Below are 12,841 nucleotides of genomic sequence, written 5' to 3' on the forward strand. Positions count from 1 at the left end.
AACGAAAAGGCCCCGGCGATGCGGGGCCTTTCCTCAGTCCTCGTCCGAGGCAAGCTGGTTCAGCACCGCGCCCTTGCCCCGCGCGCGCAGGATCAGCGGCACGATCAGCGCCAGCGCCGACAGTGCCAGCAGCGTGGCCGAAACCGGCGATCCGACCAGCGTTGTCAGGTCGCCCTGGCTGATGGACAGCGCCCGGCGCAATTGCTGTTCGGCCATCGGCCCCAGGATCAGGCCCACCACGACGGGCGCGATCGGATAGCCGTAAAGCCGCATCGCATAGCCCATGACGCCGAAGATCAGCAGCATCGACAGCTCGACCGGCGAAGGGTTGGCCCCGATGGTCCCCAGGGTCGCAAAGACCAGGATGCCTGCGTAAAGCCAGGGGCGCGGGATGGTCAGCAGCTTTACCCACAGCCCGATCAGCGGCAGGTTCAGCACCAGCAGCATGAAGTTCGCGATCAGAAGCGAGGCGATCAGCCCCCAGACCAGTTGCGGATTGGTGGCGAACAGCAGCGGCCCCGGTTGCAGGCCGAACTGCTGGAAGCCCGCCAGCATGATCGCCGCCGTGGCCGTGGTGGGCAGGCCCAGCGTCAGCAGCGGCACCAGGGTGCCTGCGGCGGATGCGTTGTTCGCGGCCTCGGGGCCTGCGACGCCCTCGATGGCGCCGTTGCCGAATTCCTCGGGGTGCTTCGACATCTTCTTTTCGGCCGCATAGGACAGGAAGGTGGCGATGTCGGCCCCGCCCGCGGGCATGGCGCCGATGGGAAAGCCGATGATCGTGCCGCGCAGCCAGGGCTTCCAGGACCGCGCCCAGTCCTTCGCGGTCATCCAGACCGATCCCTTGACGGCGATCACTTCGTCATCGACGGCATCGCGCTTGCCCGTGACGAACATCGCCTCGCCCACGGCGAACATGGCGACAGCCAGGGTCGTGACCTCGATCCCGTCCAGAAGCTGCGGCACGCCGAAGGAGAGGCGCGCCTGCCCGGTCAGCTGGTCGATGCCCACAAGCGCCAGCGCCAGGCCGATGAACAGCGAGATCAGCCCCTTCCTGGCGCTTTCCCCGAAGGCCGAGGACACGGTGACGAAGGCCAGCACCATCAGCGCGAAGTAATCGCGGGGGCCGAAGACCAGGGCCAGCTTCACCACCGTCGGCGCGACAAAGGCCAGAAGCACGGTGGCCGCAAGGCCCGCGATGAAGGAGCCGATGGCGGCGGTCGCCAGCGCGGGCCCGCCGCGCCCCGCCCGTGCCATCTTGTTGCCTTCCAGCGCGGTCACGATGGACGCGCTTTCGCCCGGCGTGTTCAGCAGGATCGAGGTCGTGGATCCCCCATACATCCCCCCGTAATAGATGCCCGCGAACATGATCAGCGATCCCGCGGGATCCAGCCCGTATGTCACCGGCAGCAGCAGCGCCACGGTCAGCGCGGGGCCGATGCCGGGCAGGACGCCCACGGCCGTGCCCAGCGTCACGCCGATCAGCGCGTAAAGCAGGATCATCGGGTCAAGCGCGACCGACAGGCCCTGCAGCAGGAAATCGAATGTGTTCACGCAGGTGTCCCCCGGAACAGGCCCCAGACCAGGTCTTCAAGCGGACCGGCGGGCAGGCTGAGCTTCAGAAGCCCCGCGAAGATCAGATAGACGACCAGGGCAAAGGCGATGCCGACCGGCACCGTCAGCAACAGGTTGCGCTTGCCGAAGGCCCGCGCGGTCGCGGCGAACAGAAGGCCCGTGGCGATGGAAAAGCCGACCGTGGTCAGCAACGCCAGTTGCGCGGCCAGCCCGCCCACGATCCACAGGATCGGGCCGGTGTTCTGCGCCTCACGTTCGACCTTGCCCGACCGGAAGGCCTCGATCACGGACCACAGCGACAGGCCGCCAAGGCCCAGGGCGATCCAGCGCGGGACATCGGCGGGGCCGACGCCGGCATAGCCGCCCGCCTGCGGCAGGCGCGCGGCGTCCCGCCAGATCACGACGGCGATGACGGCCAGGATGACGGCGACGACCAGCGTCGCCCCATCGGGGCGACGCGTTCCGGGGGTGGACCCGCTCATTTCACCAGACCGATGTCCTTGAGGACGGTTTCGGTTGTGGCGATGTCCTTCTCCAGCTGCGCCTTGAACTCGTCGCCTGCTAGATAGGTGTTCGCCCATCCCTTGGTCGCCAGCGCGTCCTGCCAGGTCTTGGACTGGACCATCTTTTCGATGTCCGCCGAGATCGCGGCCTTCTGTTCGTCGGTGATGCCGGGGGCGGCGGCGACCATGCGCCAGTTCTGCATGGACACGTCCAGGCCCGCTTCCTTCAGCGTGGGCGCGTCCACGCCCTCGATCCGCTCGTCCGAGGACACGGCCAGGATCCGCAGCGTGCCCGCATCGGCCTGCGCCTTGAATTCGCCAAGCGAGGAAATCCCCGCCGTCACCTGGCTGCCCAGGATCGCGGCCAGGGCCTCGCCGCCGCCGGAATAGGCGATATAGTTGATCTGCGTCGGATCGACCCCCGCCGCCTTGGCGATCTGGCCCACGGCGATGTGGTCGGCGCCGCCGGCCGAGCCGCCCGCCCAGCTGACCGCGCCCGGTTCGGCCTTCAGCTTCTCGATCAGCTGGCCGATGTCCTGGATCTCGGACGCGGCGGGAACCACGATGGCCTCGTATTCGCCGGTCAGCCGCGCGATCGGGGTCACGTCGGCCAGCGATACCGGCGAGGCATTGGTCAGGATCGCGCCCACCATGACATAGCCGCCGACGATCAGCTGGTCAGGCTTGCCCTGGCTGGAGGCCACGAACTGAGCCAAGCCCACGGTGCCGCCCGCGCCGGGCACGTTCTGGACTTGCACGGTGTCGGAAATGCCCTCGCCCTGCAGGGCTTCCTGCATGGTGCGCGCGGTCTGGTCCCAACCGCCGCCGGGGGCCGCCGGAGCGATGATGGTGTAATTCTCGGCGTAGGCCGGGACGGCCAGGGCGGCAGCGATCAGCCCCGCGAAAAGGGTATGCTTCATGTTTGTCTTATCCTCCCGAATGCGCAAGCGCGGGCCGGACCCTCCAGCCCGGATGCGGCCCACCAAACAGGATGAACCTGTCACCAAGCTGACACGGGCGCCCGAAAATAGGGGAACGTGCCGCCTTTTCGACCTAATCGCCCCTGATCGCGCCCCGCCAGCGTTGGATCAGCCGGGCGCGCTTGGCCTGGTCCAGATAGACCAGCAGGCCGGGGCTGACGGGCACCGGGCGCAGTTGCGCGCCAAGCGCCGCCTGCATGGCGCGCGCGCTGTTCTCGTCGGCGACCTCCAGGCTGACGGCGGGCAGGCGCAGTTCTTCCGCCAGGATGGTCTGGCCCGCCCGCGACATGAAGAAGCCCAGGAACCGCGTCCCCAGGTCGGACCGCGCCGCCGCGCGCGGCACCAGCCCCACCCGAGAGACGACCACCGTGAAGTCGCGCGGCAGCACCATGCCCACATGGGGATGGTCGCGCGCCCAGTCGGCGGCGTATGACCCGAGGATGTTGTAGCCGATCAGCAGCCGCCCGTCGCCCACGCGCTCCAGGATCTGCTGGCTGGTGGTGAACTGCTGCACGCCCGCCCGCCCCATGGCGGCGATGACGGACCAGATGTCGGGGAAATGTTCCTGGTCGCGGGCCAGGAACAGGTATCCCACGGCGGACCTTTCGATGTCATAGGTGCCGACACGGCCCTGGACCGCCGCCCCGCCATGGGCCAGCCAATCCACAAGTTCGAACCGGGACGACGGCGGGGGCCGGTCGCGGAAGGCAGGGCGGTGATAGACCAGCACCGCTGGCTCGAAGGTGAGGGCATAGGCGGTGTCGCGCCAGTTCGCCCACCGGGGCCAGCCGGCGCTGTCGGAGGTCACGGCCGGTTGCGCATAGCCGTCGTTTGCCAGCTTGATCTGCAGGTCCATGGCCGAGGAAAAGGCGAAATCCGCCGTGGGCTGCCCCGCGTCGGTTTCCCTGATGATGCGGTCGTTCAGCTCGCCGGTCAGAAGTTCCTCGTACCGAACGGTCACGTCGGGGTTCTGCGCCTGGAAGCCCGCGATCAGCGGCGCGGCCAGGTGGTTGTCCAGCGAGGAATAGATCGTCAGGATCTGGTCCCCGCCGGGATAGGTGAACAGCTCGGCCCGGGCGGGCAGGGCAAGCAGCGTCAGGGCGGCGATCAGGCGCAGGATCATCGCCCGATCATGGCAGCGGCGGGGCCGGTTCACAACGCCGATGCGCGCGGCTATCGTGGCCGGGCGAGGGAGGGCGGCGATGCGGCTTTTGCTGGTCGAGGACAATGAACAGCTGGCCGAGGCGCTGCAATTCCTGCTGGCGGGCGCGGGCTATGCCGTGGACCGCGTGGCCGACGGCGCCTCGGCCGAGGCGCTGGCCGCCGCCGAACGCTTCGACCTGATCATCCTGGACCTGAACCTGCCGCAGATGGACGGGCTCTCGGTGCTGCGCGCGCTGCGGGCGCGCAACAACCAGGCGGCGGTGCTGATCCTGACGGCCCGCGGCACGCCCGAGGACCGGATCCGCGGCCTGGATCTTGGCGCCGACGACTACATGGTCAAGCCCTTCGACATCGGAGAGTTCGAGGCTCGCGTCCGGTCCCTGCTGCGCAGGCAGGCGGGGCTGCGCGCGGCCATCGTCACCGTAGGCGGCGTCACGCTGGATCTGGCGGCGCGGCGCTTTACCGCCGGGGGCGCGCCCCTGGACCTGCCGGCCCGCGAACTGGCGCTGCTGGAGCTGCTGTTCATGCGCGCCGGCAAGGTCGTGACCAAGGACGCCATCGTCCAGTCGCTGACCAGCCTTGACGACAGCCTGTCCGAAAACGCCATCGAGCAATATGCCAGTCGGCTGCGCCGAAGGCTGGCGCCCCACGGCGTGCATCTGCGCACCGCGCGCGGCATCGGCTACTATATCGACAGGTCCGCCTGATGGGATCGCTGCGCCGCCGGCTGCTGGGCTGGCTGCTGGCCGCGACCGCGCTGCTTGGCCTGCTGGCCCTGGCCGATACCTGGGGCGAGGCCGTGACCACGGCCACCCGCGTGTCCGACCGCGTGCTGGCCGGGTCGGCGCTGGCCATCGCCGAACGCGTGACGGTGGACGAGGATCGGGGCCTGCAGGTGGACATTCCCTATTCCGCGCTGGAGATGCTGGCATCCACCGCGCAGGACCGGGTGTTCTATCGTGTCGATGGGCCCTTGGGGTTCCTGACCGGCTATCGCGATCTGGCGCTGGCGCCGACCGACCGCGACGGGCGCGGCTTCGCCGACGGCATTCACGCGGGCGAGCGGATCCGCATCGCCACCCTGGCGCGCACGGTCTCGACCGGGGTCGAGTCGATCCCCTTCACGGTGACGGTCGCGGAATCGACGCTGGCGCGGCGCGATCTGACACAGTCTATCCTGATCCGGTCCGCCCTGCGGCTGGCCGGCATGATCATCGGCGCCGCGCTGATCGTCTGGATCGCCGTGCCGCTGGCGCTGCGCCCCCTCCACCGCCTGGGAGAGGCGATCGCGGCCAGATCCCCCGACGACCTGTCCCCGATCCGCGAACCGGTGCCCGTCGAGGTGCAGGGCCTGGTCGAGGCGGTCAATTCGTTCATGGCCCGCCTTGGCACGGCGCTGGACGCGCTGCGCAACTTCACCGGCAATGCCAGCCACCAGCTGCGCACCCCCCTTGCCGTGCTGCGCATGCAACTGGCCCTGGCCGACCGGGCCGAGACGCCGCAGGCGGTGCGGTTGGCGGTGGCCAAGGGCGACGCGGCGCTGGCCCATGCCGAACGGGTCCTGGCGCAACTGCTGCTGCTGGCACGCGTCGATGCCGCGCCGGGGCAGGGCGCCTTGGCTGCCGTCGATCTGGCCGCCTTGGCGCGTGAGGTCACGGGCGAGGCGATACCGCGGGCGGCCGAGGTCGGGATCGACTTGGGCTTTGAAGGGGAACAAGCGCAGATCCGCGCCGAACCCGTCCTGCTGGCCGAGGCTCTGGCGAACCTGATCGACAACGCCCTGGCCTATGCGGGCCGGGGCGCGGTGGTCACGGTCAGCGTGGGGACCAGGGGTGACCGGGCGATCCTGGCCGTGACCGACGACGGTCCCGGTATCCCGCCCGACGCCCGTGCCCGGTTGGGCGCCCGCTTTGCCCGCGGGACCGAGGGTGCCGAGGGGCTTGGCCTTGGCCTTGCCATCGTAGCCGAGATCGCGGCGCTGTTTGGTGGCAGTTTCGCGCTGCTGGACAGGCCCGACGGGCGCGGGCTCCGGGCGGAACTGCGGCTGCGCCTGTGCGAAAGCGGCCCCCCGGCGCGCGCTTCAGAGGGCTGCGACAGGATCGAGGCGCGTGATCAGCGGGCCAGTTGATCCGCTTGCTGCACGGTCAGATAGCCCGTGGCGCTCATGCGATTGGCCTGCTGCCACGAGGCGATGGCACCGCGTGTGCCGCGCCCGAACACGCCGTCGATGCCCCGCGTGTCATAGCCGCGCCGCGTCAGTTCGGCCTGGATCGCCGCCCGCTGCGACCGGCTGAGGCCGATATCGTCCTCGGCCCGCGCCGCGCTGCCGCTGGAGGCGCCGGCCGAACTGCTGCTGCTGCCGGCGACCGCGGTGCCGCGCAGGATTTCGTTCGCCTGTGCGGTGGTCAGGCTGCCGGTCTGGGTATAGTTGCGGTCGCGCTGCCACAGCGCGATGGCGCGGCGCGTGCCGGGGCCGAAATTGCCGTCCGCCCCGTTGGTGCTGTAGCCGAGCGCGTTCAGGCGCCGCTGCACGGCGACGCGCTGGTCGCGCGACAGCCCGGCACTGTTGCTGCCGCCCGCATAAGGATCGTCCCGCGTGTCCACCGATCCGCCCAAGCGCGAGATCTGCTGGCGTGCCTCGGCGGCGTAAAGCCCGCTTGGAAACTGCTGCAAATAGGATTGATATCCCCGGATCGTGTTCTGGCTTTGCGCCTGTGCGAAGGCGGCGCGGTCCTGTTCCTGTTGCAGGTACTGCCGGGCGACACCGCCGACGATATCTCCCAGATCCTGCGCCTGCACCGGCGTCGTCAGCGTCGCGGCGACAAAGGCCGCGGAAAGCATCTTCCTGACCATCGGATGGCCCTCCGTTATCGGTTCGTGCCCCCTCCGGGGCGCTGACGATATAGCGCGGATGCGGGCTTTCGGTTCCCGCGCGGGGCTGCCCTAACCCTGCGGGGTCATTGCCTTTCTTTGCCGGTTTCGCTCCAGGCCCAGCCTGCGTTCGCGCCAGATGATCCCGATGCCTGCCCCGATCACCAGGACCGCGCCGGTCAGGACCACGCCCGTCGGCGCCTCGCCGAAGACATACCAGCCGATGACGATGGCCAGCAGCATCGAGACATATTCGAAAGGCGCCACCAGCGAGGCATCGGCATGGCGATAGGCCGAGGTCAGCAGGATCTGCGCCACGCCTCCCAAAAGGCCGCTGCCGACCAGAAGCGCCGCGGTTGTCGCGTCGGGCATCACCCAGCCAAGGGGCAGCGTCATCAGCCCCAGAACGGTCGAGGTGAAGGAAAACCAGAACACGATGGCCGAGGTGCGTTCCTCCTGCACCAGCTTGCGCACGAAGATCTGCGCCAGCGCCGATCCGACCGCGCCGCCCATGGCCACGGCAGCGCCCAGCATCCGGTAGGGATCGGGATCGCCATGCAGCCGCAGCTGCGGGGACAGCACGATCAGCACGCCCGTCAGCCCCAGGCCGACCATGGACAGGCGGAACAGGCGCACATCCTCGCCCAGAAACATCGCGGCGAAGATGACCACCAGCAGGGGCGCGGCATAGCCGATCGCCGTGACTTCGGGAAAGGACAGCAGCGCCAGGGCCGAGAAGTTCAGCGCCATGGCCGCAGTGCCGACGATGCCGCGATAGAAATGCCCCAAGGGCCGCACGGTGCGCAGCCCGACGGAAAGCTCGCCCCGGATGGCAAGCCAGACCAGGATCACCGGGATGGCGAACAGCGATCGGAAGAAGACCTGCTGGCCCGCGGGGACCGAGGCACCCTCGGACGTGGCCTTGACCAGCGCGGCCATGACCGTGAAGACGGCGACGCTGGCGCATTTCAGCAGGATGCCCTGCATCGGGTTCTGGTGGGGCATGGGTCGGAAAACCATGGGCTTGTCGGGCAGCCCATCGTTAGGACGCAGGGCGCCGGGCCACAAGGGGCGGCTTGCAGATCGTGCAGATTTCCGTGTCCGGGATGCGTGGAGGATGGCGCCTCACGCGGTCATGTCATTCGGCGGGCATGACGCCTGCTGCCTGCGCGTCGGTCAGGCCGAAATGATCCAGGCCCTCGATCACGCCCGAGGCATGGGCGGCCTGCGCGCGGTAAAGACCCGGCCGGTCGGCAAGCCGCAGTTCCGCCCAGGCATTGCCCACCACGATCGCCCGGCCCGCCGCCGACAACATGCAGGCGTCGTTGCCGCTGTCGCCTGCCGCCACGCAGTCGGCCAGCGTCAGGCCAAGGCGGCGGGCCTCGAAGGACAGGGCGCCCGCCTTGCCCGCGCGCTGCGGCAGAATGTCGATGAACCGCCCGTGCGACGGGATCACCCGCGCCGCAAGGCCTGCGTCCCACAGCGCGTCCTGGATCACCCATGCCTCGGCTTCCGGGCCCAGCAGGCCGATCTTCCAGCGCCGCTCGTCGCGGTGGGGCTGGCAGGCGACCGGCAGCCGGTCCAGCACCCGGCGGATCCGGTCCGGCTGCCAGCCTTGGCTGATCCAGTCGGCGTAGTCTGCGCAAAGCGCCAGCGACCCGCGCCGGTCGGCGCGCCAGATCTCGGAGCCGACCGAGGTGAGCATCACGGCGGGTTCGGGCAGCGACCAGTCGGCCAGGATGCGTCGCGCCTCGGGCAGCGAACGGCCGGTGGCGATGACCAGGTGCTGGCGGCGCGCATGGGCGCCCGCCATCCAGTGGCCAAAGGCCCGCGCGCCGTCCCGGCAGCCGGTCAGGGTGCCGTCGATGTCGAAGGCCAGCACCGCCTGCGGCAAGGCCGTGGGGCGCAGCGGCGCGGATCGAAGGGTCAGGCGGCGGCTGATCAGCGACACACGCCGCGCCCACGCCGTCCAGTCGAACTGCCCGTGGTGGGCAAGGCCGCTCTGCGACCGGAGGCGCCATTCGCCGGGATCCCGGATCAGGCGCAGGCAGGCCCCGGCAATGTCTTCGGGCGACTGCGGATCGACCAGCAGCCCGTGGCACAGGCTGGCCAGGATCTCGGCCGGCGCGCCGTTCCGCGTGGCGACCACCGGCAGGCCGAAGCGCGCGGCCTCGACCAGGGCCAGGTCGAAGGGCTCGTGCAGTGCGGCGTTAACGAAGACCCCGCCCTGTGCCGCCGCCCGCCGGTAAAGCTGCGCGACCAGCGCCGCGTCGTGGCAGGCAGGCAGCAGAACCTTGCCCGGAAGGGATGCCGCCATCCGGGCCAGTTCCTTGCGCACCGCGCGATGTTCGGCTTGGGGGCCACCCTGTCCGGCCAGGATCACCATGTTGGCGCGGGCCTGCAGTTCGGGCGAGGCCAGGTAGGCCTGCATCAGGCCCGTCAGGTTCTTCCTGTCCACGGGCGGGGCGATGGCCAGCAGGAAGGGCAGGGCGGGCCGGTCCAGCCCTTCCTCCAGCATCCGCGCGGCCTGCCCATCGGCCGCGGAAGGGGGCAGGCTTGTCCCCGGATTGATGCACCACGCGCGGCCCGGGCCGTCCTGGTCATGGGCGGCGACCTGGTGTTCGGCCTCGTCGCGGGTTGAGGTGATGATGGCATCCGCGCTGACGATGGCCGCCCGCTCGCGCCGCAGCCGGGCGTGGCAGTCGGATGCGGCGCAGCCCGTGGCCAGCGCGTGGGGGGTATAGAGCATCGGGATGTGAAACCGCGCCCGCGCCGCAGCCCCCAGTTCGGCGGAATCCGCGACATGGCAATGCAGGATGTCGGGCTTGCGCGGCAAGAGCGACAGCAGGTCCAGGAAGGCTTCGGTCAGGGCAGGCAGCTCGGCCTCCGGCACCTTCCGGTCCGGATGGCCGCTGGAGGGGCCCTTCAGCCGCAGGATGCGCAGCTTGGGGCCGATCTGCTGGACGGGCATGGCATGATCGGGGTCAAGCGAGGGGTCGTCGAACATCGGGGTCAGGATATCTACGCGCGACATCTCGGGCAGGCGCGCCTGCGCTGTGGCCGCGCCCAGGACATAGGCGATATGGCCGTCCAGGGTCATGGGGTGTCCGGTCGGCGGCTGCGTGATGCATCCGCCAAGGACGATGTGCATCACATACATCGGAACCTCGTTCGGCGTGGCTGTGCGCAGAAGGCGGGCGTCCTGCGCCCTATCAACGTGATCCGTCCTGCCGGGTTCCGGCGGCCGCTTCCATCGGGGAAAGCTAGTCGCCGCTGTCCCCATTGGCGCCCTGCACGGCCAGGAAGTGCCGGCGCAGCCGCGCAAGCCCGGCGTCGTCCCACCCCCGGGGCTGCGTCACGGCCATCCAGGGGTCGATATGGTCGGCATAGGCATAGGTATGCCCGCGGCCAATCGGCACATGCAGCGCCAGGGCTATGTCGAAGGCCAGTTGCAGGAAGCTGACGATCGGATACCAGCGCAGGTCGGGCGAAACGTCGGGACCGCGCGGCGCATTCATCCAGTCGGGGCGGCGCAGCAGCGATCCGGTGCTGAAGAACACCACCGGGTCGCTGGCGTATTGCAGATAGACGATACGGATCCCGCCCCAGGGGTCCTGCAGGGACAGCCCCTGCTGCCTATTGGTGAAGCGTACCGTCTGCCCCTGGTCCATCCGTGGCAGCCATTCGGGCGAGGCGGGGTCGCGTTCCCGCACCAGCGTCTGCCACAGCGGGCTGACGAAGGGGGGGCCGACCCACAGGGCGCCCGCGAAAGGCTGGTCGATCATCTCGTAAAGCCGCAGGGATTGCTGCGAACTGTAGGCACCCAGGCTGAGGCCATAGAGATACAACCTGGGGCGTCGGTCCGGGGGCAGGCTCAGCCAGTGGTGGCGGACGGCGCTGAACAGGGCGCGCCCCGCGTCGGCCGAATATTCGGGCTCGACCAGCAGGGAAATCCAGCTTGGCAGATAGGAATATTGCAGCGCCACCGTCGCCACGTCGCCGCGATGCAGGTATTCCAGGGTGGTCATGGCGGCGGGGTCCAGCCAGCCGGTGCCGGTCGGCATGGCGACGACCAGGATGGACCGGTCGAAGCCGCCGATCCGGGCCAGTTCGGCCACGGCCAGGGCCGCCCGATCCTCGGTCGTCCCGGCGGCGTTCAGGCCGACATAGGCGCGCAGGGGCTGCATGGTGGCGCCGCCGGTGACGGCGGCGATGTCCACGGCCGTCGGGGTGGTGGCGATATGGTTGCGCCCTTCGCGGCCCAGGTCCTCCCACGCGACCAGGGAAGCGGGGCTGCCGGTGCGCAGGGGATCGGCGGGCGGCTGGATGTCGGGCGGGATGACCGCATCCAGCGCGCGGGCCGAACTGTCGGCAACCCGGATGAAGCCGCTGAACAAGACGCCGTTGGCCAGCGTCCACAGCAGGATGCCGCCGATGACCAGCCCCAGCAGGATGGCCGCACGGCGCGGGATCACCCGTTCGATCCGCCGGATCAGGCGGCGCAGCAACAACGCGATGAGCTTGCCCGTGACCAGCAGCACCGCCGCCACCACCAGGGCGATGGCGCCGATCCTCAGCGGCAGTTCGGGTGGCACCGGCTCCATCCGCATGGCGGTGCGGATCGAGTTCTGCCAGTCCGCCGCCTGAAACAGGAAGGCCCCTGCGATCAGCGCCGCCACGATGGCCGAGCCGATCAGCAGCCGGTGGCCCGCGCGCTCGCCGATCCGCGGCAGGTCCAGCGTGACCCAGATCCAGCGCAGCAGCACCGCGATCCCGTATCCTGCCGCGAAGCAGATCCCGGCCAGGGCGCCCTGCACGGCCTCGCCCCGGGGGATCAGGCTGGGGGTCAGCGAGGCCGCGAGAAACAGCGCGCCCAGGACCAGGCCCATGCCCGAGACATTGCCCGCAAGCCCGCGAAGGATGAATCCCGGCCGGATTTGTCGCTGGTTCGTCATGGGCCGTCCCTTGCCGCCTTCCGCAGATCAGCGCCGATCGGTGCGGGGGCGTCAAGTCCCGGCGCCCGCGAAACCTTGCCACGGCCCCGCCGGGGGCATGCCGGACCGCAAGAATCTGCGGCTGCTGCCTTGCCGCGATGACCTGCCCGAGGCGCCGCGCGGGGATTGCCGGGCAGGTCTGGGCAGAAGCGTCGGCCTGTCAGCCCTCGTGCCCCGCGCACACTGGGAATGGGATGCCCCCAGGCAGGATTCCCATGCCGGGACTAGAGCCCGGCCACGAACTCCTCCTGAACCTGCGCCAGCAAGGCGCGGACATGCGGGGCGAAGCTGCGCCAGATGTCCATGCGGAAATCGGTCGGGCCGTCGCGCCAGAGGACTACGGTGGCGCTGTCGAAGACCGTTCTCGCAGCCGAGCCCACGGGAATGGCCGCGACATCACGCGGGCAGCAGGCCGCCAGCAGATCCAGAACCGAAGGTCCCGAAAGCCGCAACGTGACCTCTCGGTCGCTGATGTCCACCAGGCTGTGCGGGGCATCGGCATAGACGGCGCGGGCAGGGGTGGTCAGGTCCGTGCCCTCGGGCGCGGTGATCAGCCATTCGTCGGGGCCGAGGCACAGCGCCTCGGTCCCGCCCGCCGCCACGCGGGCGCCGACGCGGGTGGGCAGGTCCAGCCCGAGCGCCTGGCCCAGGCTCGCGCGATGCGCGGGCTTGACGCGCAGCGACAGGCGCAGGACGGGGGCCATGTCCTCGACCAGGACGGGCGAGGCGTCGAATTGATGCTTCTGGTTGGTCATCG

11 protein-coding genes are annotated in these 12,841 nt (G+C 69.8%); 2 read left to right on the forward strand and 9 right to left on the reverse strand.

Translation table 11 applies throughout. The annotated features are described in order from the left end of the window. Positions 1 to 33 precede the first annotated feature (33 nt). The 4 genes from OU682_RS04820 to OU682_RS04835 all read right to left on the reverse strand — a co-directional run bounded on the left by OU682_RS04820 (position 34) and on the right by OU682_RS04835 (position 4,178). Positions 34 to 1,551: a tripartite tricarboxylate transporter permease gene (locus OU682_RS04820; RefSeq protein ID WP_268940941.1), complete on the reverse strand. Its 1,518-nt coding sequence runs from the start codon at positions 1,549 to 1,551 to the stop codon at positions 34 to 36. Beyond that, positions 1,548 to 2,054, reverse strand: coding sequence for a tripartite tricarboxylate transporter TctB family protein (locus tag OU682_RS04825; RefSeq protein WP_268940942.1), 507 nt, complete (start codon positions 2,052 to 2,054; stop codon positions 1,548 to 1,550). The genes OU682_RS04820 and OU682_RS04825 overlap by 4 nt, the downstream gene beginning before the upstream one ends. Continuing rightward, entirely contained in the window at positions 2,051 to 2,995 is a 945-nt protein-coding gene (locus OU682_RS04830; protein ID WP_268940943.1) for a tripartite tricarboxylate transporter substrate binding protein, read from the reverse strand. Before OU682_RS04830 ends, OU682_RS04825 begins: the two co-directional genes overlap by 4 nt. A 133-nt stretch (positions 2,996 to 3,128) precedes the next feature. Next, entirely contained in the window at positions 3,129 to 4,178 is a 1,050-nt protein-coding gene (locus OU682_RS04835; protein ID WP_268940944.1) for an ABC transporter substrate-binding protein, read from the reverse strand. Positions 4,179 to 4,257: 79 nt separating this feature from the next. Here OU682_RS04835 and OU682_RS04840 point away from each other — a divergent pair, with 79 nt between their 5' ends. Further along, on the forward strand, positions 4,258 to 4,926 hold the full coding sequence (locus OU682_RS04840) for a response regulator transcription factor (RefSeq protein ID WP_268940945.1): 669 nt from the start codon (positions 4,258 to 4,260) through the stop codon (positions 4,924 to 4,926). Further along, positions 4,926 to 6,347 carry a sensor histidine kinase gene (locus OU682_RS04845; protein WP_268940946.1) on the forward strand — a complete coding sequence of 474 codons (1,422 nt, stop codon included), beginning with the start codon at positions 4,926 to 4,928 and terminating at the stop codon, positions 6,345 to 6,347. The genes OU682_RS04840 and OU682_RS04845 overlap by 1 nt, the downstream gene beginning before the upstream one ends. Here the strand turns inward: OU682_RS04845 and OU682_RS04850 are convergent. The 5 genes from OU682_RS04850 to OU682_RS04870 form a co-directional block, all read right to left on the reverse strand. Beyond that, positions 6,332 to 7,072 (reverse strand): peptidoglycan-binding domain-containing protein, encoded by a 741-nt coding sequence (locus OU682_RS04850; protein WP_268940947.1) that lies wholly within the window; start codon positions 7,070 to 7,072, stop codon positions 6,332 to 6,334. The genes OU682_RS04845 and OU682_RS04850 overlap by 16 nt on opposite strands. A gap of 90 nt (positions 7,073 to 7,162) precedes the next feature. Next, a complete protein-coding gene (locus OU682_RS04855; protein ID WP_268940948.1) occupies positions 7,163 to 8,095 on the reverse strand; it encodes a DMT family transporter in 933 nt (310 codons plus the stop codon). 133 nt (positions 8,096 to 8,228) lie between these two features. Next, positions 8,229 to 10,250 (reverse strand): HAD family hydrolase, encoded by a 2,022-nt coding sequence (locus OU682_RS04860; protein ID WP_268940949.1) that lies wholly within the window; start codon positions 10,248 to 10,250, stop codon positions 8,229 to 8,231. Between the two features lie 103 nt (positions 10,251 to 10,353). Beyond that, on the reverse strand, positions 10,354 to 12,045 hold the full coding sequence (locus tag OU682_RS04865; protein ID WP_268940950.1) for an alpha/beta hydrolase: 1,692 nt from the start codon (positions 12,043 to 12,045) through the stop codon (positions 10,354 to 10,356). Between the two features lie 263 nt (positions 12,046 to 12,308). Further along, positions 12,309 to 12,839 (reverse strand): sarcosine oxidase subunit gamma, encoded by a 531-nt coding sequence (locus tag OU682_RS04870; RefSeq protein ID WP_268940951.1) that lies wholly within the window; start codon positions 12,837 to 12,839, stop codon positions 12,309 to 12,311. Positions 12,840 to 12,841 lie beyond the last annotated feature (2 nt).

Source organism: Paracoccus benzoatiresistens (genome assembly GCF_026913015.1).
GTDB lineage: Bacteria > Pseudomonadota > Alphaproteobacteria > Rhodobacterales > Rhodobacteraceae > Paracoccus > Paracoccus benzoatiresistens.

What these genes read in the sequence shown, in the direction of transcription:
- OU682_RS04825 (WP_268940942.1), bottom strand. Translation starts at nt 2,054, where the DNA reads ATGAGCGGGTCCACCCCCGGAACGCGTCGCCCCGATGGGGCGACGCTG.
- OU682_RS04830 (WP_268940943.1), bottom strand. Translation starts at nt 2,995, where the DNA reads ATGAAGCATACCCTTTTCGCGGGGCTGATCGCTGCCGCCCTGGCCGTC.
- OU682_RS04835 (WP_268940944.1), bottom strand. Translation starts at nt 4,178, where the DNA reads ATGATCCTGCGCCTGATCGCCGCCCTGACGCTGCTTGCCCTGCCCGCC.
- OU682_RS04840 (WP_268940945.1), top strand. Translation starts at nt 4,258, where the DNA reads ATGCGGCTTTTGCTGGTCGAGGACAATGAACAGCTGGCCGAGGCGCTG.
- OU682_RS04845 (WP_268940946.1), top strand. Translation starts at nt 4,926, where the DNA reads ATGGGATCGCTGCGCCGCCGGCTGCTGGGCTGGCTGCTGGCCGCGACC.
- OU682_RS04850 (WP_268940947.1), bottom strand. Translation starts at nt 7,072, where the DNA reads ATGGTCAGGAAGATGCTTTCCGCGGCCTTTGTCGCCGCGACGCTGACG.
- OU682_RS04855 (WP_268940948.1), bottom strand. Translation starts at nt 8,095, where the DNA reads ATGCCCCACCAGAACCCGATGCAGGGCATCCTGCTGAAATGCGCCAGC.
- OU682_RS04860 (WP_268940949.1), bottom strand. Translation starts at nt 10,250, where the DNA reads ATGTATGTGATGCACATCGTCCTTGGCGGATGCATCACGCAGCCGCCG.
- OU682_RS04865 (WP_268940950.1), bottom strand. Translation starts at nt 12,045, where the DNA reads ATGACGAACCAGCGACAAATCCGGCCGGGATTCATCCTTCGCGGGCTT.
- OU682_RS04870 (WP_268940951.1), bottom strand. Translation starts at nt 12,839, where the DNA reads ATGACCAACCAGAAGCATCAATTCGACGCCTCGCCCGTCCTGGTCGAG.